Origin of the sequence: Sanguibacter massiliensis, from assembly GCF_900240335.1 — a bacterium.
Lineage (GTDB): Bacteria > Actinomycetota > Actinomycetes > Actinomycetales > Cellulomonadaceae > Flavimobilis > Flavimobilis massiliensis.
The window spans coordinates 1,131,027-1,153,886 of sequence record NZ_LT964979.1 but is presented as its reverse complement, the minus strand read 5'-3'; the positions used below and the strand labels follow the sequence as shown (position 1 = coordinate 1,153,886).

The 22,860-nt window shown below is 72.6% G+C and carries 16 protein-coding genes and 1 pseudogene; 15 read left to right on the top strand and 2 right to left on the bottom strand.

The features are described 5' to 3' along the window. Positions 1 to 25: 25 nt before the first annotated feature. Together proC and C1729_RS05355 are read right to left on the bottom strand one after the other, a co-directional pair. On the bottom strand, positions 26 to 844 hold the full coding sequence (gene proC / locus C1729_RS05360; protein WP_102509028.1) for a pyrroline-5-carboxylate reductase: 819 nt from the start codon (positions 842 to 844) through the stop codon (positions 26 to 28). A gap of 59 nt (positions 845 to 903) precedes the next feature. After that, complete coding sequence (locus tag C1729_RS05355) at positions 904 to 3,315, bottom strand: HNH endonuclease (RefSeq protein ID WP_165375423.1); 2,412 nt, start codon at positions 3,313 to 3,315, stop codon at positions 904 to 906. A gap of 91 nt (positions 3,316 to 3,406) precedes the next feature. Between C1729_RS05355 and C1729_RS14905 the strand changes: the two are divergent. From C1729_RS14905 to C1729_RS05275, 15 genes and pseudogenes are all read left to right on the top strand, one after another. Beyond that, positions 3,407 to 3,721, top strand: a pseudogene (locus C1729_RS14905) (arsenate-mycothiol transferase ArsC); the annotation flags it as partial. A gap of 453 nt (positions 3,722 to 4,174) precedes the next feature. Further along, a complete protein-coding gene (locus C1729_RS14290; RefSeq protein WP_242493875.1) occupies positions 4,175 to 4,918 on the top strand; it encodes an SDR family NAD(P)-dependent oxidoreductase in 744 nt (247 codons plus the stop codon). 751 nt (positions 4,919 to 5,669) lie between these two features. Then, positions 5,670 to 8,942, top strand: a complete 3,273-nt coding sequence (ileS, locus tag C1729_RS05335) for an isoleucine--tRNA ligase (protein ID WP_102509026.1) — start codon at positions 5,670 to 5,672, stop codon at positions 8,940 to 8,942. Next, a complete protein-coding gene (locus tag C1729_RS05330; protein WP_102509025.1) occupies positions 8,942 to 10,315 on the top strand; it encodes a bifunctional folylpolyglutamate synthase/dihydrofolate synthase in 1,374 nt (457 codons plus the stop codon). Before ileS ends, C1729_RS05330 begins: the two co-directional genes overlap by 1 nt. A 46-nt stretch (positions 10,316 to 10,361) precedes the next feature. Further along, positions 10,362 to 11,357 carry a dihydroxyacetone kinase subunit DhaK gene (gene dhaK, locus C1729_RS05325; protein WP_102509024.1) on the top strand — a complete coding sequence of 332 codons (996 nt, stop codon included), beginning with the start codon at positions 10,362 to 10,364 and terminating at the stop codon, positions 11,355 to 11,357. Beyond that, positions 11,354 to 11,998 (top strand): dihydroxyacetone kinase subunit DhaL, encoded by a 645-nt coding sequence (gene dhaL / locus C1729_RS05320; protein WP_242493724.1) that lies wholly within the window; start codon positions 11,354 to 11,356, stop codon positions 11,996 to 11,998. The genes dhaK and dhaL overlap by 4 nt, the downstream gene beginning before the upstream one ends. A gap of 5 nt (positions 11,999 to 12,003) precedes the next feature. Next, entirely contained in the window at positions 12,004 to 12,726 is a 723-nt protein-coding gene (gene dhaM / locus C1729_RS05315; RefSeq protein ID WP_102509023.1) for a dihydroxyacetone kinase phosphoryl donor subunit DhaM, read from the top strand. A 61-nt stretch (positions 12,727 to 12,787) separates the two neighbouring features. Continuing rightward, positions 12,788 to 13,234: a DUF4233 domain-containing protein gene (locus tag C1729_RS05310; RefSeq protein WP_102509022.1), complete on the top strand. Its 447-nt coding sequence runs from the start codon at positions 12,788 to 12,790 to the stop codon at positions 13,232 to 13,234. Positions 13,235 to 13,283: 49 nt separating this feature from the next. Then, entirely contained in the window at positions 13,284 to 13,709 is a 426-nt protein-coding gene (gene ndk / locus C1729_RS05305; RefSeq protein WP_102509021.1) for a nucleoside-diphosphate kinase, read from the top strand. A gap of 117 nt (positions 13,710 to 13,826) precedes the next feature. Continuing rightward, a complete protein-coding gene (smc, locus tag C1729_RS05300; RefSeq protein WP_102509020.1) occupies positions 13,827 to 17,399 on the top strand; it encodes a chromosome segregation protein SMC in 3,573 nt (1,190 codons plus the stop codon). A gap of 47 nt (positions 17,400 to 17,446) precedes the next feature. Next, positions 17,447 to 17,875, top strand: coding sequence for a hypothetical protein (locus C1729_RS05295; protein WP_129590669.1), 429 nt, complete (start codon positions 17,447 to 17,449; stop codon positions 17,873 to 17,875). 56 nt (positions 17,876 to 17,931) lie between these two features. Further along, positions 17,932 to 19,125: a signal recognition particle-docking protein FtsY gene (ftsY, locus tag C1729_RS05290; protein WP_102509018.1), complete on the top strand. Its 1,194-nt coding sequence runs from the start codon at positions 17,932 to 17,934 to the stop codon at positions 19,123 to 19,125. 246 nt (positions 19,126 to 19,371) lie between these two features. Further along, positions 19,372 to 20,673 (top strand): ammonium transporter, encoded by a 1,302-nt coding sequence (locus C1729_RS05285; RefSeq protein ID WP_102509017.1) that lies wholly within the window; start codon positions 19,372 to 19,374, stop codon positions 20,671 to 20,673. 5 nt (positions 20,674 to 20,678) lie between these two features. Further along, on the top strand, positions 20,679 to 21,017 hold the full coding sequence (locus C1729_RS05280; protein WP_102509016.1) for a P-II family nitrogen regulator: 339 nt from the start codon (positions 20,679 to 20,681) through the stop codon (positions 21,015 to 21,017). 12 nt (positions 21,018 to 21,029) lie between these two features. Further along, positions 21,030 to 22,841, top strand: a complete 1,812-nt coding sequence (locus tag C1729_RS05275; protein WP_102509015.1) for a [protein-PII] uridylyltransferase family protein — start codon at positions 21,030 to 21,032, stop codon at positions 22,839 to 22,841. Positions 22,842 to 22,860 lie beyond the last annotated feature (19 nt).

Below are 22,860 nucleotides of genomic sequence, written 5' to 3'. Positions count from 1 at the left end.
GATACCGTTGCGCGCGCGGTGCGGATCAGCTCCCGGCGCCGAGCTCGAGGTCGCGTTCGATCGTTGCGCTCACGGAGTCGACGACGGTCGAGACGAAGCCGCCGTCCTCGAGCGCCATAAGTCCCGCGATCGTCGTGCCGCCGGGGGAGCAGACCTTGTCGACGAGCGTCCACGGGTGCTCGCCCGACTCGAGGATCATCTGGGCTGATCCGAGCACGGTCTGAGCGGCGATACGGGTCGCAAGAGCCTTCGGCATGCCTGCCTTGAGCGCGCCGCGTGCGAGAGCGTCGATGAAGAGGAAGGCGTACGCGGGGGCCGAGCCGGCGATCGCGGTGAACGTCGAGAAGGACGACTCTGGCAGCTCGATCGCGTCGCCGACCGCGCGGAACAGGTCGATGACCTCCGCGACCTGCGCCTCGGACGCGACGGAGTTGCCCGCGACGGCGGCCATGCCTGCGCCGATCTGCGCGTTGACGTTCGGCATGACGCGGACGACGGGCTGCGCGGCGCCGTGCTCGCCGAGGAGTGACGCGATGCGTGCGAGCGAGGTGCCTGCGGCGATCGAGACGACGAGCGTCCCGTTCTCGGCGAGCGCCGACGCGAGCGGCGGCAGGACCTCGCTGAAGACCTGCGGCTTGATCGCGAGGACAACTGTGTCGACGGCGTCGACGAGCGCCTCGTTCGAGTCTGCGACGCGCACGCCAAGCGAGGCCGCGAGCGCGGCCGAGGCCCCACCGTGCGGGTCGTGCACGACGACGTGGTCCGGGGCGACGACGCCGCGCTCGATGATGCCCGCGACGATCGCGGACGCCATGGTGCCTGCACCGATGAAACCGATGGTCATGTTGTCGCCCCTCCGAGATGTCGTGCGGCGGGTGCCGCGGGACCCAGCCTAGGTGCACGTCAGAAGGGTGGGGCCCCTGGCATGGCGGTGTCCGCACCGCGAGCCTGACCCGTGCCGCGGTTCGTCGCCTCGGCGGTGGCGCGGTCGACCGTGGCGCTGCTTCCCGTCTCCTCGGCCGTGCGGCTCGCGAGTTCTGTTCTGCGGCTCGTGATCTCGTCGCTGCTTCTGGCCGACTCGGCCGTTCTGCCCGTGGTCTCGCCCGGGCCGTGGGGTATGGCTTCGCCGCGTGACGCAGTGCCGGTGGGGTGGGCCGGACGGAGGTCACCGATCGTGTAGGTGACGTGACCGTGGGGGTCGGTCCATCGCAGCACCGACGATGGCAGGCGGTCGTCGGACGGTGCGTCGGACCAGTTGCGCGACGGGAGATCCCGCGCCGCGGCGGCGAGCGCAGCGAGTTCAGGGTGCCCAGCGACGTCGGCGGGTGTGAAGGCCGCGAGCTCGTCCTGGCCGAGGACCTGGCTCGTCCACGCCGACGTGTGCTTGAGCCGATGATGGGTCCGGCACAGGTGGGCGAGGTTGTCGACGCTCGTCGTGCCGCCCTCTGCCCAGGCGATGACGTGGTCGACGTCGCATCGCACCGCGGGGCGGCGACACCCGGTGAAACGGCACGTCACGTCGCGCAGAGCGAGGAAGGCCCGCAGCGGCGCTGGGGTGACGTACGTGGTCCGTGACATGTCGAGAGCGATCCCCGTGTGCGGATCGGTGAGGATCCGCCGGAGCGACGGTGCCGCCGCCAGCAGTGCGAGTGCCGTCTCGTCGTCGATCGGTCCGTGGCCGACGAGCTCCGGCACCGGGGCTCCGCGCTCGTGCGCGAGCGGTGCTGCAGCGTCGCGAGCGGAGGAAGTGCTCATCGAATGGGCGTTGGTGGCGGTCGTCTCGCACGCAGGCGTTGCCGCGCTCCCGCCGCTGGCGGGTGTGCCGGTCCCGTCACTGGTGGGTGCGCCGCTGTCGCCGCTGGCGGGTGCGCCGCTCCCGACGCGGTTGGGTGCGCCGGTCCCTCCACTGGTGGGTGCGCCGCGGTCGCCCCTGGTAGGTGCGCTGCGATCACCCCTGGAGGGTGCACCGAGATCGCTCCCGGATGCGGCAGCGAGCAGCAGCGTGTGCGGGACCGTGACAGCGACCGTCGGGCGCACGCCGTAGATGTCGGTGTCGCACGCCGACGACATGACGTTGCGGACGTCGTCAGCGTCGGCGAGATGCGTGGCAACCGCGGTCTGACGCTCCCGAGGAGTGCGTGCCAGGGCGGCGCGTGCGGACTCGCCGAACGGCACGACCATGACGGCCTCCTCGACGGCACCGGGCGTCGTCATCGTGGCAGCATCCCCGCACCCCTCCGCGGTACCGCTGGACGGTGGCGCGACGGGTCCCCGAACGGGCCCCACTGCCCCCTGGACACTGCGACGGGAGGGCGCCGGAACGTCGACGTCAAAGGTTGCGGGCCCACCGGCGGGTTCGGCGACGGTGACGCATCCGACCGGCCCGGGCAGAGGCTCGTCGGCCAGCACGTAGTCGACGAGCGCGTCGGCACGGAGCTGTGCGAGCGTCCTGGGCTCGTCCGGGCCCTGGCACGCGATGGCCGCAGCGGTGATCCGGTCGAAGACCGCAGCGGCTGCAACGGTGGTGAGGTGTGCGCTCAGCCACGCCATGCCGTCCCTGCCCGGCTCGAGGCTGACGTACCGCCCTGCGCGCGCCGCCCTGTGCCGAACGGCCATCGACCCGGGGTAGGCGATCTCGCGGTGCCTCCGGGCCCACGCCCGCAGCTGTCCAGGCGTGAGTCGCTGGGCCTGGGCGGCCAGCAAGCGCCCGAACTCCGCGCGGTGCTCGGCCGGCACCGCAACGGACTCGTCAGCGACGACGCGGAGATGCTGGGCCGACAGTCGGCCCCCGGCGAGGTCCTGCACGGCGTCGGGGTGGTCGACCACCACCTGCCGGGCGAGGTCCCACTCGGCACCGACCTGCCCCTCGGTCGCGCACGTCCGTGTCGCGACCTCGGCGACGGTCGACCGACGCGCGGCCTGGAGATCGCTTGCGCGCGAGACGACTCGTGACCTGCCGGACGCTGGGTCCCACACCACCTGTGCGGCCGCGTCGCTCAGCTCGGCGAGCACCGCGAGCGTCTCGAGCCGCAGCGCTGCGATCGCGCGTTGCTCGGCCTCGATCGCCTCGATCACCCGGAGCGCCGATCCGTGAGCGGCGGACACCCGACGGTGCCAGTCGAGGAACTCTGCGTGGGACGTGAAGTCCGGCAGATCTGATGAGGTCCTCGGGCGGCCACGGGCACCGCTGCCGGACTGGCTGCCCGGACGGTCGTCCTTCTCCTGCGACGAGGCGTCGAACGCGACGGAAGCATGCGCGAAGAGCGCCCCGTCCGGGGTCGCCTCGCGCATCTCGTCGCTCTCGTTGCTGGTCACGTGGTTGACGCTATCGAACGTGTGTTCGGCGCGCGAGGTGAGGGCGAGATCTGTGGAGAGGTGCGTTTTCCACAGGATCGCCGTCAGGTGGATGCGTGCCGTGGGCGCAGTCGCGCGGCGCGCGATGTCCGTCGGCGGTGCGACCATGGATGTCATGAGCGAGGTTCCTGGGTCAGTCCTGTTCGTCTGCAGCCGCAACGGTGGCAAGTCACCGATGGCCGAGGGGCTTGCTCGCGCCTTCGCGCCCGGGGCGACCTTCGTCTCGGCGGGGACGCAGCCCGGGGACTCGCTCAACGCTGAGTCCGTCGCGGCGCTCGCCGAGGTCGGAGTCGACATGTCCGAGCACGCGCCGCAGCAGATCACTGACGAGATGATCGCGGCGGCGGACGTCGTCGTCGTCCTCGGAGAGCAGGCCGACGTCGTGACGCACGACGGCACGCCCGTCGTGCGGTGGGTGCTCGACGAGCCCTCCGAGCGCGGGGTCGTCGGCATGGAGCGGATGCGCCTCGTGCGTGACGAGATCGCCGGACGCGTCCGTGACCTGCTCAGCGACCACGCCGGCGAGGCGCCCGTGCGCGCCGCCAACCCCTACGACGTCTACCTCGACCCCGACACCAGCGCCGACCTCACCAGCGCGGACCCCGGTATCGACGACGCAGCCACCCCTGCCGACGCAGCCGGCGACGTCGCGCCCGCCGCCGACGCCACCGCCGCCGCCGACGCCCCGGCGGCACCCCTACCTGCTGCGACCGCGGACGAGGCCGCTGAGGATCTCCACGACGAGCACCTCGACGACACGATCGAGCGGCTCCCGACGCGCGCCGGCCGGCGGCGCGCGTCCCGCCAGGCCCCGCCGTCGCTGCGTGCGGTCGTCACGGGAGCGTCCTCGGGCATCGGGCGCGCGACGGTCGAGTTGCTGCGTGCCGCGGGCTGGGAGGTCTTCGCCTTGGCCCGCCGTGCCGACAGGCTCAGTGAGCTGGCGGTGCGCACGGGTGCGACCGCGGTCGTGTGCGACGTCACCGACGACGCGTCGGTCGCTGCGGCCGTCGCGCGCGTGACGGACGACGGTCCGCTCAACGCGGTCGTCAACGTCGCCGGTGGGGCCCTCGGCACGGACTCCGTCGCGGATGCCGACCTCGACCGGTGGCGTCGCATGTACGAGACGAACGTCCTCGGCACCCTGCGTCTCACGCGGGCCCTGCTTCCGTCGCTGCGCGAGTCGGGTCGGGGTGACGTCGTCGTTCTCACCTCGACGGCTGCGCACGACACGTACCCGGGCGGTGCCGGCTACGTCGCGGCGAAGCACGCCGAGCGCGTCATCGCGAGCACGCTGCGGCTCGAGCTCGTGGGGGAGCCGGTGCGCGTCATGGAGATTGCGCCCGGCATGGTCGCAACCGAGGAGTTCTCGCTTGTGCGGTACGACGGCGACGCCGAGAAGGCGGCCGCCGTCTATGCGGGCGTCGAGTCGCCGCTCGTCGCGGAGGACGTCGCCGATGCGATCGTGTGGACGCTCACGCGTCCTCACCACGTCAACATCGACTCGATGATCATCCGACCGCGCGCCCAGGCGTCGAACACGCTCGTCGCGCGCCGCGAGGCCTGACACCGCTGGTTCTCATCATGTGAGACCGGTCGCGGAGGGCTTCGCCGGGCCGGAGCGCTCAGGCATCCTCGACGCATGAGCCAGAGCCGCACGACGTCGCAGCGAATGCGCTGCGTCGTCGCGCCCGCGGCGGCTCCGGCGCTCCTCGCCGGTGCGTGCTGTCGCTGTCGCTGACGACACGACCCCAGCACACCGCACCCGCACGCTCCGAGGACCCGCCATGCTCACGACCTTCCTGCCCCTGCACTCCGACACAGCACGCCCGTCGGCCGCCGTCGGCGCACGTACCATCCCCGCACCCGGCCCGCGCCGCGCCCCCGCGCCCGCCTCGCCCGCGCGACCCGGCGCCTNGTGATGGCCGGGTCGACGCCTGTGCACGCCATCGTACCCTCCCCCGGCACCCACGGCCCCGCAGGTCCCGTGAAGGTCGGGCGCGCGCGACATCGAGGCGTTCACCGTGCGCAGGCTCGCGCGCGCCTGACCTTCACGGGACCTGCGGGGCCGTGGGTGCCGGGGGAGGGTACGATGGCGTGCACAGGCGTCGACCCGGCCATCACCGGTGAGCCTCCGGAAGAACGGGCCCCGTGAGGGGTCTCAGTAGAACCGGACGGGAGCGGCCCGTCACAGCCGGTCGAGCGGACCTCGTCGCACCCTCAGGGGCGCGGCGCGGTCAAGCGGGGTGGTACCGCGGCGGTGACGTCGTCCCTGCAGCACTTGCAGCAGTACGCGACCACCCGCAGGAGAGCTCGTCATGGCCTACCCCCTCCACCGCGACTCCGCCGTCCCGGCGAGCCCGGACCTTCCCGCGCTCGAGCGCGACGTCCTGGCGTACTGGGACGCCGACGGCACCTTCCAGGCGTCGATCGACCAGCGTCCTGCGGGCACGGACGGCGACAACGAGTTCGTCTTCTACGACGGCCCGCCCTTCGCGAACGGTCTGCCGCACTACGGTCACCTCCTCACGGGGTACGCGAAGGACGTCGTGCCGCGTTACATGACGATGCGCGGTCGCCGTGTCGAGCGTCGTTTCGGTTGGGACACGCACGGTCTGCCGGCCGAGCTCGAGGCCGAGCGTGTCCTCGGGATCACGGACAAGTCCCAGATCGAGGAGATGGGCATCGCCGCGTTCAACGAGGCGTGCCGCACGTCCGTGCTCCGGTACACGAAGGAGTGGCAGGAGTATGTGACGCGCCAAGCGCGCTGGGTTGACTTCGACAACGACTACAAGACGCTCGACGTCACGTACATGGAGTCGGTGCTGTGGGCGTTCAAGGAGCTCCACACGAAGGGCCTCGCGTACGAGGGCTACCGTGTGCTGCCGTACTGCTGGCGTGACGAGACGCCGCTGTCGAACCACGAGCTGCGCATGGACGACGACGTCTACCAGTCGCGTCAGGACCCCGCTCTCACCGTTGGCGTGCGCCTCGAGTCGGGTGAGCTCGCGCTCATCTGGACGACGACGCCGTGGACCCTGCCGTCGAACCTTGCGCTCGCCGTGGGCCCCGACGTCGACTACGTCGTCGTGCGTGCGGGCGAGGGTTCCGTCGTCGCAGGCCAGGAGGTGCTGCTCGGCGCTGCGCGCCTCGGCGCGTACGCGGCGGAACTCGACCTAGGTGACGACCCGCAGGCAGCCGTCCTGCGGACGCTCACCGGTTCCGAGCTTGCCGGTCGCCGCTACACGCCGCCGTTCCCGTACTTCGCGGACGACGCCGCCAACCCGGCCGCGCACCAGGTGCTCGCGGCCGACTGGGTGTCGACCGAGGACGGCACGGGTCTCGTCCACCTTGCCCCCGCGTTCGGTGAGGACGACAAGGAGGCGTGTGACGTCGCGGGCATCGTTCCCGTCGTGCCGATCGACTCCAAGGGCTGCTTCACGACGCAGGTGCCCGACTACGCGGGCGAGCAGGTCTTCGACGCGAACCCGCAGATCATCCGCGACCTCAAGGACGGCTCGGGTCCGCTCGCGGCGATCCCGGCCGAGCGCCGGGCCGTCGTGCTGCGTCACGAGACGTACCAGCACTCGTACCCGCACTGCTGGCGCTGCCGGAACCCTCTCATCTATAAGGCCGTCAAGAGCTGGTTCGTGCGCGTCACGGAGTTCCGTGACCGCATGGTCGAGCTCAACGAGCAGATCACGTGGACGCCCGAGCACATCAAGCACGGGCAATTCGGCAAGTGGCTCGCGGGCGCCCGGGACTGGTCGATCTCGCGCAACCGATACTTTGGCACGCCGATCCCCGTGTGGGTGTCGGACGACCCCGCGTTCCCGCGGACGGACGTGTACGGCTCGCTCGCCGAGATCGAGGCCGACTTCGGCCGCCTGCCGCTCAACGAGCAGGGTGAGCCGGACCTCCACCGTCCGTACATCGACGACCTCGTGCGCCCCAACCCTGACGACCCGTCGGGCAACGCGATGATGCGTCGCATCCCTGACGTGCTCGACGTGTGGTTCGACTCGGGCTCGATGCCGTTCGCGCAGGTGCACTACCCGTTCGAGAACACGGACTGGTTCGAGCACCACTTCCCGGGCGACTTCATCGTCGAGTACATCGGTCAGACGCGTGGGTGGTTCTACCTGCTCCACGTGCTGTCAACGGCTCTCTTCGACCGTCCGGCGTTCCGCACTGCAGTCTCGCACGGCATCGTGCTGGGCTCCGACGGTCGCAAGATGAGCAAGTCGCTGCGCAACTACCCGGACGTCTCGGAGGTGCTCGACCGCGACGGCTCGGACGCGATGCGCTGGTTCCTCATGTCGAGCCCCATCCTGCGGGGCGGCAACCTCATCGTCACGGAGGAGGGCATCCGCGACTCGGTGCGCCAGGTGCTGCTGCCGGTATGGAGCACGTACTACTTCTTCACGCTCTACGCGGGCGCGGCCCGCGGCGGCGCAGGCTACGAGGCCACGGCCGTGACGCCCGAGCGCGCCGCGATGCTCGGCGACATGGACCGCTACCTGCTCGCCCGGACGGGTGACCTCGTGCGGGCGGTCACCGCCCAGCTCGACGTCTACGACATCGCGGGTGCGACGGAGTCGGTGCGCGACTACCTCGACGCGCTGACGAACTGGTACGTGCGGACGCAGCGGGACCGCTTCTGGGCGGAGGACGACGATGCGTTCGACACGCTGTGGACGGCTCTCGAGTCGCTCATGCGTGTCATGGCGCCGCTCGCGCCGCTGCTGTCGGAGGAGGTGTGGCGCGGGCTCACGGGTGGCCGTTCCGTGCACCTCGTCGACTGGCCCGTACTCACGGGCGAGGACGGTGCCCCGACGGCGGTGGGCACGGTGCTCGCGGCGGACGACGCGCTCGTGGCGGCGGTCGACCGCGTGCGTGCGGTCGTGTCGTCGAGCCCCGCGGTCCGCAAGGCGCACAAGCAGCGTGTGCGCCAGCCGCTCGCGCGCCTCACGGTCGTCGTCGAGGATCCGGCGGCGCTCGCGCCGTACGCGGACGTCATCGCCTCCGAGCTCAACGTCAAGGCGGTCGAGCTCGTGCAGCTCGACGCGGAGGCGGGGGAGCGGTACGGCGTTGTCCAGCGTCTTGCGGTCAACGCGCGGGCCGCAGGCCCGCGCCTGGGCCGCGGCGTGCAGGCTGCGATCAAGGCTGCGAAGGCGGGCGACTGGCGCGAGGAGGCCGACGGTACGGTCGTCGTCGTCACGCCCGACGGCGACGTGGCGCTCGAGCCGGCCGAGTACGAGCTGGCGACGGTCGTCGGCGACGGTGGCGCGGAGGCCGAGGTCGGCGCGGCCGTGCTCGCGGGCGGCGGCTTCGTCGTCCTCGACCTCGCGCTCGACGACGCGCTGCGTGCCGAGGGCTTCGCGCGGGACGTCGTCCGTGAGGTCCAGGACGCACGCAAGGCGGCCGGCCTCGACGTCGGCGACCGCATCGCGCTCACCCTCACGGTCGCCGCCGACAAGGTCGAGGCGCTCGAGGCGAACCGCGAACTCGTCGCGTCGGAGACGCTCGCGGTCGAGCTCACCGTCGTCGCGGGCGAGCCGTCCGTGCACGTCGAGAAGAGGGACGCGTGATGGCCAAGGACACGCAGGTCGACGACGGTCGCAGCCCCGAGCTCGCGGCCGTCTACGCGGAGATCATCGGCCGGAACCCCGAGCACGACTTCGAGCCGACGCTCGGGAGGGTCGAGCGGGTGTGCGAGCTGCTGGGCGACCCGCAGCGAGCGTTCCGCACGATCCACCTCACGGGCACGAACGGCAAGACGTCGACCGCACGCATGATCGAGTCGCTCGTCCGTGAGCAGGGCCTGCGTACGGGCCGTTTCACGAGCCCGCACCTCACGAGCATCACCGAGCGCATCGCGATCGACGGCGAGCCCGTGACGGAGCAGCGGTTCGTTGAGATCTTCCGGGACGTCGAACCGTACGTGCGGATGGTCGACGACGAGTCGGTCGCCGCCGGCGGCCCGCGTCTGAGCTTCTTCGAGGTGCTCACCGTCATGGCGTTCGCGGCGTTCGCAGACGCCCCGGTCGACGTCGCGATCATCGAGGTCGGTCTGGGCGGCAGCTGGGACTCGACGAACGTCGTCGACGGTGACGTTGCGGTCGTCACGCCGATCGCGATCGACCACGAGCGGTGGCTCGGGCATTCGGTCGCCGAGATCGCGCGGACGAAGGCCGGGATCATCAAGGACGGAGCGACCGCCGTCGTCGCGCAGCAGCCCGAGGACGCCGAGCGCGAGATCGTCGACGCGGCGGCCGCACGCGGGGCGCGTCTCGTGCGCGAGGGCCTCGAGCTCGAAGTCGTCCAGCGGCTCGTCGCCGTCGGTGGCCAGCTGCTCGACCTACGCACGCCGGGCGGTCTCTACACGGAGATCTTCCTGCCGCTGCACGGCGAGCACCAGGCGCACAACGCGCTGCTCGCCCTCGCCGCGGTCGAGGCGCTCGTCACGGGAGGCGCCGCACTGCCCGCAGACATCGTCGAGGCCGGCTTCGCGGGCGCGACGTCGCCGGGTCGGCTCGAGGTACTGCGGTCGAGCCCGACGATCATCGTCGACGCCGCGCACAACCCTGCGGGAGCGGAGGCGCTCGTCGGGACGCTCGACGAGACGTTCGGCCTCACGCGGGTCGTCGCGGTCGTCGCGATCCTCGCGGACAAGGATGCCGAGGGTTTCCTCTCGGTTCTCGAGCCGCACGTCGACGAGCTCGTCGTCACGGAGGTGCACTCTGTGCGCGCGACGCCCGCCGAGGAACTCGGCGAGCTCGCCGAGGACATCTTCGGCGAGGATCGCGTGCACGTCCTCCCAGACCTCGCCTCAGCCCTCGACACGGCTGCGACCTTGGCGGAGAGTGAGGACACGGTGGGTGTCGGCGCAGGAGCCGCCGTCGTCGTCGCGGGTTCGGTGATCCTCGCGGCGGAGGCGCGCATCCTGCTCGGGCGCCCGTAGGCGACGGTGCCCGGCACACCCGTGCACCTCACACGGAGGGTGTGCCATGAAGAAGCTGCTCAACGATCCGGCCCAGGCTGTCGACGAGTCCGTCGAGGGGTTCGGCCTCGCGCACGCCGAGTTCGTCGAGGTGCGGACCGACCCGCTGTTCGTCGTGCGGCGGCAGCGGCCGCCGCACGGGACGGTCGCGGTCGTCTCGGGTGGCGGTGCGGGCCACGAGCCGCTCCACGCGGGCTTCGTCGGCGAGGGCATGCTCGACGCCGCCGTGCCGGGAGCGGTCTTCACGTCGCCGACGCCCGACCAGGTGGAGGCGGCCTTCGTCGCGGCCGACGCGGGTGGCGGGGTGCTCGCGATTGTCAAGAACTACACGGGTGACGTGCTGAACTTCGAGACGGCCGCGGAGCTGGCGGACGCCGAGGGCGTCACGGTGCGCACGGTCCTCGTCCACGACGACGTCGCGGTCGAGGACTCGCTCTACACGGCCGGGCGGCGCGGGGTGGGCGGCACGGTCATGGTCGAGAAGATCGCGGGCGCGGCCGCCGCGCGCGGGGACGACCTCGACGCGGTCGCGGCGCTCGCCGAGCGGGCGTCGGCCGCGGTGCGGTCGATGGGCGTCGCGCTCCACGCTCCGACGGTCCCGCACGTGGGCCGGCCAAGCTTCGACCTCGCCGACGACGAGATCGAGATCGGCATCGGCATCCACGGCGAGCCGGGGCGTCACCGGATCCCCATGGCGTCCGCGGACGAGATCACGAAGATGCTCGTCGACCCGGTCGCCGACGACCTCGGGCTCGCGAACGGGGAGAAGGTCCTCCTGTTCGTCAACGGCATGGGCGGCACACCTCCGTCGGAGCTCTACGTCGTGTACCGCGCTGCGCGGCGTCTGCTCGAGGAGCGGGGCGTCACCGTCGAGCGGTCCCTCGTCGGCTCGTACGTGACGTCCCTCGAGATGCAGGGCTGCTCGGTCACCGCCATGCGGCTCGACGACGAGCTCACGGGACTCTGGGACGCGCCCGTGCACACGCCGGCGCTGCGCTGGTGAGCGCCGTGACGGGGGTGCTCGACGTCGCGTGGGCGCGCGCATGGGTGAAGGCCGCGGCCGTGGCGGTCGCCGACGCGAAGGACGAGCTCACGGAGCTCGACCGGCAGATCGGTGACGCCGACCACGGCTTCAATATGGATCGCGGGTTCCAGGCGGCGGCCGCGAAGGTCGTGGATGCGCCGGCGGAGACGGTGGGCGACGTCCTCAAGCTTGTCGCCATGACGCTCATGTCGACGGTCGGTGGGGCGGCGGGGCCGCTCTACGGCACGGCGTTCCTCCGGGCCGCGAAGGTGACGGCCGCACCGGAGCTTGGCCCGGACGACGTCGTCGCGCTGCTCGAGGCCGCGCTCGAGGGTGTCGTCGCGCGCGGCAAGGCTGCCGTCGGCGAGAAGACGATGGTCGACGCGTGGACGCCCGCTGCTGCCGCCGCGGCGTCGGCGCGCGACGCGGGGGCCGACGCGGTCGGCGTGCTCGAGGCGGCCCTCCGGGCGGCCGAGGAGGGAGCGGCGTCGACCGTCCCGCTCCTCGCGACGAAGGGCCGCGCGAGTTATCTCGGCGAACGCAGCCAGGGTCACCTCGACCCGGGCGCGCGCTCGACGGTCGTCCTCCTCGGGGCCGCGCTCGCGGCCGCGCGGGGGTGAGGGGCGTGCGGGCCCGGATCGTTCTCGTCTCGCACTCGGACGCGCTCGCGCGAGGCGTCGCCGACCTTGCGGGGCAGATGGCGCCCGACGTCGACATCGTCCCGGTCGGCGGGCTGACCGACGGTGCGCTCGGCACGGACTTCGAGCGCATCGAGGCGGCGGTCGTCGGGGCACCGGGGGAAGTCTGCGTGCTCGCCGACCTCGGCTCTGCGGTGCTCACGACGCAGGCGGTCCTCGAGATGGTCGACGACGACGTCGCCGCCCGGACGCACCTCGCACCGGGGCCGTTCGTCGAGGGTGCGGTCGCTGCCGCGGTCGCGGCGCAGGGCGGGGCGGGAGCAGAGGCGCTCGTCGGCGTCGTGCGGGAGGCGGCCGCTGCTGTCGCGACGGCTGCGGGCGCCGCGGCCGTGGAGGCGTCCCTGGCAGCCGCCGCGCCGGACGGTGCGGCGATGGTCGGCGCCGCGCCGGGCGACGTCGTCGCGCGGACCGTCGTCGTCGTCAACCCGCAAGGCCTCCACGCACGACCCGCGGCGGAGGTCGCGCAGCTGGCGTCGGGCCTGCCCGCGGCCGTGACGATCGCAGGTGTCGACGCGACGAGCGTGCTCGCCCTCATGACGCTCGGCTCGACCGCGGGCACCGAGCTCGAGGTCGTGGCACGTGGCCCGGGCGCGGCCGAGTCTGTCGAGGCGGTCGTCAGGCTTGTCGCGTCGGGCTTCGGGGAGATCTGAGCCACAGGCCGGGGACGACGCAGACGGGATCGCGCCCAGCGGGCGCGGGTATCCTCGGGGCGTGCACGCGTCCTCCGGTCTTCCTGTCCCCGGCCAGCCCATCGAGGCCAAGCCGTCCGCCCGCACGCAGTTCACGTCGACGATCCTCGTGCTCGAGGCGTTCGTCGTGCTGTTCGCGTGCTTCGTCGCGATGGGTCTCCAGGGCGTCGAAGGCGCGGGTGCCGACGCGGTTCCCGTGATGCCGGACGCGACAATCTGGACGTCGGGCGGCGTCCTGATGGCCGTGCTCGTCGTCCTCTCCCGGACGGTGGGTCGTCCTGAGGGGATCGTCGCGGGGTCGGTCGCGCAGGGCGTGGTCCTGGCGACGGGGCTCGTCGTGCCGATGATGTTCGTCGTCGGCGCGGTCTTCGTCGTCCTCTGGGTCGTGTCCCTTCGGCTCGGCGGACGCATTGACCGCGAGCGCGCGGCGTTCGACGCAGCCCACCCGGACACGGCCCCCAACCTGTGACCCCGCGCTGCCTCGCGGGATCGTCGGAGCAGGTCGGTAGAGTTCTGCCATGAGCTCTGTTCAGCGCACCCTTGTCCTCGTCAAGCCCGACGGCGTCGCCCGCGGCCTCACCGGAGAGGTCCTGCGCCGCATCGAGGCGAAGGGCTACCGTCTCGTCGCGCTCGAGCTGCGCACCGCCCCGGCCGCTCTTCTTGAGGAGCACTACGCGGAGCACGCGGGCAAGCCGTTCTACGCCCCGCTCGTCGAGTTCATGGGCTCGGGCCCGCTCGTCGCCGCCGTCGTCGAGGGCGACCGCGTCATCGAGGGCTTCCGCTCGCTCGCGGGCACGACCGACCCGACGACGGCCGCGCCCGGCACGATCCGTGGCGACCTCGGCCGCGACTGGGGCCTGCCCGTCGCCCAGAACATCGTCCACGGCTCCGACTCGCCCGAGTCCGCCGCGCGCGAGATCGGGCTGTGGTTCCCCGGCGTCTGACCCAGGACGGTCGACGCGGCCCTCACCGACCACGGTCGGTGAGGGCCGCCGCGTTCCCCGGTTCTCGAGGTCCGAGGTTGAGCCGTTCGCGGCACGTCCGCCGCTAGGCTCGACCCCGTGCACCTCAAGACGCTCACCCTGCGCGGGTTCAAGAGCTTCGCGTCGGCGACGACGCTGAGCCTCGAGCCCGGCATTACGTGCGTCGTCGGGCCCAACGGCTCGGGCAAGTCGAACGTCGTCGACGCCCTCGCGTGGGTCATGGGGGAGCAGGGCGCCAAGACGTTGCGCGGCGGCAAGATGGAGGACGTCATCTTCGCCGGCACGTCGGGGCGGCCCCCGCTCGGACGTGCCGAGGTGTCGTTGACGATCGACAACGCCGACGGTGCGCTGCCGATCGAGTACTCCGAAGTGACGATCACCCGGACCCTCTTCCGCACCGGTGGCTCGGAGTACCAGATCAACGGCGCGCAGTGCCGTCTGCTCGATATCCAGGAGTTGCTCTCCGACTCGGGGCTCGGCCGCGAGATGCACGTCATCGTCGGGCAGGGGCGCCTCGACACGGTGCTCCGCGCGACGCCCGAGGAGCGGCGCGGCTTCATCGAGGAAGCCGCAGGCGTCCTCAAGCACCGCAAGCGCAAGGAGAAGGCACTCCGCAAGCTCGACTCGATGCAGGGCAACCTCGTGCGTCTCGGGGACCTCACGAGCGAGATCCGCCGACAGCTCGGGCCGCTCGGCAAGCAGGCCGAGGTCGCACGCCGGGCGCAGGCCGTGCAGGCGGACGCGCGTGACGCACGGGCGCGGCTGCTCGCGGACGAACTCGTGCAGCTCACGTCGACGCTCGAGCAGGAGAAGGCCGACGAGACGGCGCTGCGCGAGGAGACGCAGCGGGTCGAGCGGGAGCTCTCCGAGCGCCGGGCCGAGTTAGCGGCGCTCGAGGCTGCTGCCGCGGAGGCGGCGCCGCGGCTCACGGAGATCTCCGAGACCTGGTACCGGCTCTCGGCGTTGCGTGAGCGACTGCGGGGCACGCAGCAGCTCGCGACGGAGCGGGTGCGTCTCCTCGGCGCGCCCGAGCCGACCGAGCAGCGCTCGGACCCGCGCGCGCTCGAGGAGAAGGCCGAGCGCGTGCGCGCGTCGGAGGTCGAGCTCCAGGCCGAGGTCGAGGCTGCGCGCGCGACGCTCGACGCGGCGCTCGAGGCCCGTACCGCCGCCGAGGCGGCCGCGAAGGAGGCCGAACGCGCCGTCGCGACGCTCCTGCGGGGTGCGGCCGACCGCCGTGAGGGACTGGCGCGTCTTGCCGGTCAGGTCGCGGCGAAGCGGTCGCGGGCCGAGGCCCGTGCGGCCGAGATCGAGCGCCTCGAGTCGGCGGCCGAGGCTGCGCGCGCACGTGGTGAGGTTGCGGCGCGCGAGCTGGGCGTCCTCGAGTCCGAGGTCGCGGGTGTCGAGGAGGGCGAGGAGGGGCTCGACGCGGCGCACGAGGCGGCGCTCGAGGCCCTCGAGGCGGCCCGGGCCGTGCTCACGGAGCTGCGCGAGCAGCTCGCGGCCGCGCGCCAGGACGCCGTGACGGCACGCGCCCGCACCGAGACGCTCGAGCTGAGTCTCGACCGCAAGGACGCGGTCGGCGCCGTGCTCGCCGCCGACGACGCGGCGCTCACCGAGGTCCTCGGGACGCTCGCGGCGCTCCTCACGGTCGAGCCCGGCTTCGAGGAGGCGGTCGCGGCCGCGCTCGGTCCTGCGGCTGACGCGCTCGCGGTCGCGTCCGTCGGGGGAGCGGTCGACGTCGTGCGCTGGTTGCGCACCGACGACGCCGGTCGGGCGAGCGTCGTCGTCGCGGGCGCCACAGCTCCGGACGACGTCCCCGGGGTGCCGGTGCCCGACGGCGCCGTCCACCTGCCCGACGTCGTCACGACGACCGCCGCCCTCTCGGGCACCGTCCGTGCGTTGCTCGCGCGGCACGTCGTCGTCGACGACCTTGCTGCCGCCCGTGCTCTCGTCACCGCGGAGCCGACGCTCACGGCCGTCACCCGCGCAGGCGACGTCCTCGGCGCCCTGCGCGCGCATGGCGGCTCGGCCGCCGCGCCGTCGGTCCTCCACCTCCAGGCCGCACTCGACGCTGCCCGCTCAGCGCTCGCGGACGCGGAGAGCCGCGAGACGGACCTCGTGGCGCGCATCGAGGTCGCAGCGGCGCGCGAGGCGGAGGCGGCCGACGCCCATGACACGGCGCTCGACCGGCTGCACGAGTCCGACGCGTCGATCGCCGCGATCTCCGAACAGCTCGGGCACCTCGGCGCGGGGGTGAGGGCCGCGCAGGCCGAGGCCGACCGCGCGACGGCCGCGCTCGAGCAGGCACGCACCGCGCTCGCCGCGGAGCAGGCCGAGCACGCCGAGCTCGCCGCGAGGCTCGAGGTGGCCGAGGCTGAACCCGTCGACTCGGAGGACGCTGTCGCCGAGGCGACAGCGGCGCGCGATAGTGCCCAGCAGAGGGCGACCGAGGCGCGTGCCGCCGAGACCGAGGCGCGGCTCGCGCTGCGCACGAGCGAGGAGCGCGCGCGGGCTCTCGCAGGCCGTGCGGCGTCCCTCGACCGCGCGGCCGCGGCCGAGCGGCAGGCCGCGGAGAAGGCACAGCGTCGGGCAGCGCGGCGGGCCGCGCAGGCCTCGCGCGCGCAGGCCGTCGCGACCGGTGCGGCCCTTGCGGTCCGCGCGGCCGAGGAGTCGCTCGCGGCCGCGACCGTCGCGCGAGAGCAGGCCGAGGCCGAGCGCACGGCGCGCGACGCCCGGCTCGCCGAGGTCCGTGCGCGCGTCGAGCAGCATGCGGGCCGGCTGCGGGAGCTCACGGACGTCGCGCACCGTGACGAGCTCGCGCGTGCGCAGCAGGTCCTGCGCATCGAGCAGCTCCACGAGCGGGCGATCGCCGAGCTCGGCCTCGACCCCGCGACCCTCGTCGACGAGCATGGCCCCGATCGCCCGGTGCCCGTGCTCGCCGAGGACGGGACGCCGGAGGTCGACGACGACGACGTGCCCGTGACGCGTCCGTACGTGCGAACCGAGCAGGAGAAGCGGCTCGCGCGGGCCGAGCGTGACCTCGCGCGCCTCGGACGTGTCAACCCTCTCGCGCTCGAGGAGTACGCGGCGCTCGAGGAACGGCACCGGTTCCTCGTCGAGCAGCTCGACGACCTCAAACGGTCGCGAGCGGACCTGCTGGAGATCGTCAAGGAGATCGACGATCGCGTCGAACGTGTCTTCGCCGACGCGTTCCGTGACACGGCAGTGCAGTTCGAGCGGGTCTTCGCGCGGATGTTCCCGGGCGGCGAGGGGCGACTCGTCCTCACGGACCCGGAGAACATGCTGACGACGGGCCTCGAGGTCGAGGCGCGACCGGCCGGCAAGAAGGTCAAGCGGCTCTCGCTGCTCTCGGGCGGCGAACGCTCGCTCACGGCGGTTGCGCTGCTCGTCGCGATCTTCAAGGCGCGGCCGAGCCCGTTCTACGTCATGGACGAGGTCGAGGCTGCGCTTGACGACACCAACCTCGGGCGGCTGCTCGAGGTCTTCCGCGAGCTGCAGGAGGACTCCCAGCTCATCGTCGTCACGCACCAGAAGCGCACGATGGAGATCGCGGACGCGCTCTACGGCGTGACGATGCGTGACGGCGTCACGACGGTCGTGAGCCAGCGGCTGCGGGAGGACGTCGCGTGACACGGTGACGTGCGCGCGCGCCGTCGTACGGCCGTGGAGATCCTGTGGTGAACGCGAGCAACGTCGCGGGGGCGGGGCTGGACGGCGCGAAGTCGTCCCACAATGGGGAGGTGCTTGAGTACCTCTCCATCTTTGTCGTCGCCCTCGTCGCTGCCGGGGTCGTCATCGCGGCTGCCGCCTTCGTGACGACCGAGCGTTTCGGGACGGGGCGCGGGGCGCGCGGCCTGCGCCAGGACGCGCGCCGGACGTGGGACGTCGTGCGTCGCCGGCGCCCGACGACGACGCCGGCCGTGAGCGACGAGCTCGAGCGCGTCGTGACGGCCGAGCCCGTCGAGACAACGATGGACGACTTCTTCGCGGCGAACGTCACGCCCGGCACGGGGTACCTCGACGCCGAGGTCCTCGTCGACCGGGTGGGCCGTGCGGCGAGCGCCGCGAAGGCTGCGGCGACGCGGACGACGCCCTCGCACGAGTGACCTCCGCCGCGCGGCGCGCCGCGCGGCCACCTGCCCCGACCTGAGAGACTGTGCCCATGCCCGAGAATCTCTGGATCTGGATCGTCCTCGGCGTCGTGCTCCTCGGCTTTGCCGTCGGCGCCGCGCTGCTCGCCCCGCGCCTCACACGGCGCCCGCACGAGCCGAGCACAGCCGAGCGACCTGCGCCGCAGGCGCCTGGCACGTCCGACGACGCGACGACGGCCGACGACGAGGTCGTCGACGGTACGAGCACCCCGACGCTCCCTGAAGCCTCGGTCGACGTCGAGGTTCCCGTCCTCGACGTCCCCGAGCCGGTCACGGGCCGGCTCGCACGACTGCGCGCGCGCCTCGCGCGGTCAGGATCGCCGCTCGGTGCGCGTCTGCTCGCGGTCCTCTCGCGCGACCACCTCTCGGAGGACGACTGGGACGAGCTCGAGGAGACGCTCCTGCTCGCCGACGTCGGCGCGGGGCCCTCGGCCGAGCTCATCGACGCGCTGCGCACGCAGGTGCGTGTCCACGGTGTGTCCGACCCGGTACAGGTGCGTGCCATGCTCCGCTCCGCGCTGCTCGACCTCGTGGACCCGAGCCTCGACCGTTCGCTCGCGACGGACCCGACGCTCGGTGAGGACGGGGCGCGTGTGCCGTCGGTCGTTCTCGTCGTCGGCGTCAACGGGACGGGCAAGACGACGACGGTCGGCAAGCTCGCGCGCGTCCTCGTCGCGGAAGGTTCCAACGTCGTCCTCGGCGCTGCGGACACGTTCCGTGCGGCGGCTGCCGATCAGCTCGAGACGTGGGGCTCGCGCGTCGGCGTGCCCGTCGTGCGCTCGCACAAGGACGGGGCGGACCCGGCGGCCGTCGCGTTCGACGCTGTGCGCCACGGGCGGACCGAGGACGTCGACGTCGTCCTCGTCGACACCGCGGGCCGCCTGCAGAACAAGTCGGGGCTCATGGACGAGCTCGGCAAGATCCGCCGTGTCATCGAGAAGGAGGCCCCGCTGCGCGAGGTCCTTCTCGTCCTCGACGCGACGACGGGTCAGAACGGGCTCATGCAGGCGCGCGTCTTCGGTGAGGTCGCGGGAGTCACGGGCATCGTCCTCACGAAGCTCGACGGCACCGCGAAGGGCGGCATCGTCGTCGCGGTCCAGCGTGAGCTCGGTGTGCCCGTCAAGCTCGTGGGGCTGGGGGAGGGACCGGACGATCTCGCGCCGTTCGAGCCGGAGGCGTTCGTCGACGGGCTGCTCGGCGACTGACCGCATCCGCAACCGGCGGAGGGCCGCGACCTGCGAGGTCGTGGTCCTCCGCGCGTCAGGGCCACGGCGCGGCAGCGCACCCAAGTGAAAGCCGCAGAAACGGACCTTCCGGACGCCTGCGAAACATGATGTTCACGTGAGGACGCGGAGTGTCACACGCCTGGAACACCGCTCGCCCGTCGCGGAAACGTCCGAGGACGAATGTTGTCCCCGGGCCGGCCGAGGGGCTGGCGATGGGAGAACGCCATGGAATTCGACACCGGAGCGGCCGCCTGGATGCTGATGTCAGCATCCCTCGTGCTGCTCATGACGCCCGGTCTCGCCTTCTTCTACGGAGGCATGGTCCGGAGCAGGTCCGTGCTCAACATGATGATGATGTCCTTCGGGGCGATGGCCGTCATCGGCGTCATCTACGTCCTGTGGGGCTGGTCGATGTCCTACGGGTCGACGGTCCTCGGGCTCTTCGGGAACCCGTTCGACCAGTTCGGCCTCGTCGGCACGATCCAGGACGACACCGGGGCATGGCTCCCCGGGGTCGGCAACTACCCACAGATCATCGACGTCGCGTTCCAGGTGACCTTCGCGATCATCACGACCGCGCTCATCTCGGGTGCGATCGCCGACCGCGTGAAGTTCGGCTCGTGGATGGTCTTCGTGCCGCTGTGGGTGACGCTCGCCTACTTCCCCATGGCCCACATGGTGTGGGGCGGAGGCCTGCTCTCCGGCTCGAAGGACGGCATCGCCGCGAAGATCTTCGGCGTCGTGGACGGTGCGGCCGCGGTCGCCCCGGTCGACTTCGCGGGCGGCACGGTCGTCCACATCAACGCCGGCATCGCGGGTCTCGTGCTCGCGCTCCTCATCGGCAAGCGCAAGGGCTTCGGCACCGAGCCGATGCGCCCGCACAACCTGCCGTTCGTCATGCTCGGCGCCGCGCTGCTGTGGTTCGGCTGGTTCGGCTTCAACGCAGGCTCGGCGTTCGCCGCCGACGGCGCCGCGGGCCTCGCGTGGGTCAACACGACGTCGGCCACGGCCGCCGCGATCCTCGGCTGGCTCCTCGTCGAGAAGATCCGTGACGGGCACGCAACGTCGCTCGGCGCCGCGTCGGGCATCGTCGCCGGCCTCGTGGCGATCACGCCCGCTGCGGGCGTGCTCAACCCCGTGACGTCGCTCGTCCTCGGTGCGATCGCCGGTGCGTGCTGCGCCATGGCGGTCGGGCTCAAGTACCGCTTCGGCTACGACGACTCGCTCGACGTCGTCGGCGTCCACCTCGTCGGCGGCCTCGTCGGCACGGTCGGCATCGGATTCCTCGCCTCCGAGGGCGGTCTGCTCTTCGGTGACGGCGTCAAGCTCCTCGTCATCCAGGTTGTCATCGCGCTCGTCGCCATCCTCGTCTCGGGCATCGTCACCGGGGTCATCGGGTTCGGCATCAAGAAGACGATCGGCTGGAGGGTCTCCGAGGAGGCCGAGGTCGGCGGCATCGACCTCGCCGAGCACGGCGAGCAGGCGTACGAGACCATCGGCTCCGGCCGAGTCATCCGAGAGGCGTGAGAAACATGAAGCTCATCACCGGAGTCATCCAGCCCCACCGCCTCGACGAGGTGAAGAAGGCGATCGAGGCCGCAGGGGTGCGCGGCATGACCGTGAGCGAGGCGAGCGGCTACGGCCGCCAGAAGGGCCACACCGAGGTCTACCGCGGAGCCGAGTACACGGTCGACCTTGTGCCGAAGATTCGTGTCGAGCTCGTCGTCGACGACGCTGTGGCTGCGGCCGTCGTCGAGGCGATCGTCGGGGCGGCCCAGACCGGCCGCATCGGCGACGGCAAGGTGTGGGTCGTGCCGGTCGAGGACGTCGTCCGCGTCCGGACCGGCGAGTCCGGCACGGACGCGCTCTGAGCGGAGCGCGACGTGCATGACGACCTCACGGGGTGTGAGGTCGGTCAGGGGACGCAGGTCCCGCACCCCGGGGGGGTGCGGGACCTGCGGTCCTTCCGGCTCGACCTGTGGCGCTCACGACCCGGCCCGCTCACGGATGCCGCGTCGGCCGCCCTCCGCACGCGGGCGACCGACGCGACGCTCGAGGTCCTCGCCGGGCTCTGGGCCGAGGCGCTCGACGGCGGCGACGACGGGGTGGCGCTCGCCGTCGTCGGGTCGCTCGCCCGCGGTCACGCGGGGCCGTGCTCGGACCTCGACCTCGTCCTCCTCCACGAAGGACGCGCTCGGGACGCCGAGCGTGTCCGGCGTCTCGCGGAGCAGCTCTGGTACCCGCTGTGGGACGCGGGGCTCGAAATCGACCACGCGGTCCGGTCGCTCGCGCAGTGCCGCCAGGTCGCGACGCGTGACGTGCCGGCGGTCGTCGGGCTCCTCGACACGCGCCACGTCGCCGGCGACCCGGCCCTCACGACGCGCGCGACGTCCGCGGTCCTCGCGGACTGGCGCGGCGCCGCACGGCGGCGCCTGCCGGAGCTGCTCGCCTCAACGCGCGAGCGCGCCGAGCGGGCAGGGGAGCTCGCGTACCTCGTCGAGCCCGACCTCAAGGAGACCCGCGGCGGCCTGCGGGACGCGACCGTGCTCGCGGCGCTCGCCGCCTCGTGGCTCACGGACCGCCCGCACGGCGACGTCGACGCGGCCGTCGGGCACCTGCTCACGGTGCGGGACGCGCTCGGCACTGTCACGGGCCGGCCGACGAACCTGTTGCTCAAGGCGGACCAGACCGAGGTCGCGAAGCGTCTCGGGCTTCTCGGGGACGGCGCCGACGGCGAGGCGGCGCTCGACGCGACCGACAACCTCCTCGCGGGTCTCGCCGAGGCTGGTCGCACGGTGACCGCGGCGCTTGAGACGACGGCGCGGCGTGCACGCCAAGCGCTGACGAGGACCGTCGTGCTCGGCCCGCGCGTCGTCCGAGGGCGGCGCATGCCGCCCCGGCTGCGGGCCGTCGCCGACGGGCTCGTCGAGTTCGACGGCGAGCTCGTGCTCGCGGTCGACGCAGCCCCCGAGCGTGACCCGCTCCTGCCGCTGCGGGCCGCGGCGACGTCGGTGCGGACCGGGCTGCCCGTCTCACCCGTGACCGCACGCAACCTCAGCGAGTGCCCACCGTTGCCCGAACCCTGGCCTGCGGCGGCGCGCCAGCACCTGCTCGCGCTGCTCGGCGGCCGCGAGGCGCAGGTGCCCGTGTGGGAGGCCCTTGACCTCGCGGGCGTCGTGACGACGTGGTTCCCCGAGTGGGCGGGCGTCCGCAACCGGCCGCAGCGCTCGCCCGCGCACCGGCACACGGTCGACCGTCACCTCGTCGAGGTCGCCGCACGGGCGGGACGCGCCGACGGCCTCACGTCGGACGAGCGTCGCACGCTCCTGCTCTCCGCGGTCCTCCATGACATCGGCAAGCGCGCGGGCGCCGACGACCACGCGGTTGCCGGCGCGGCGCTCGTGCCACAGATCCTTCGTCGGTGCGGCGTCGAGGACGGCGTCGTGGGTGATGTCACGCTGCTCGTCCGCCACCACCTCACGCTCGCGCGCCTCGCGACGACGGCGGACCCGGACGACCCGACGACGCTCACGGAGCTGTGCGACGCGGTCGACGGGCGCGCCGACCTGCTGCGGGTCCTGCGGGCGCTCACCGAGGCGGACTCGTCGTCGCTCGGGCCGCACGGCTGGACCGCGTGGCGCGCGCGTCTCGTCGACGATCTTGCTGCGCGGGGGATCGCGGCGTTGGGCGGGTAGGCTGGCGCCTGACCTACAG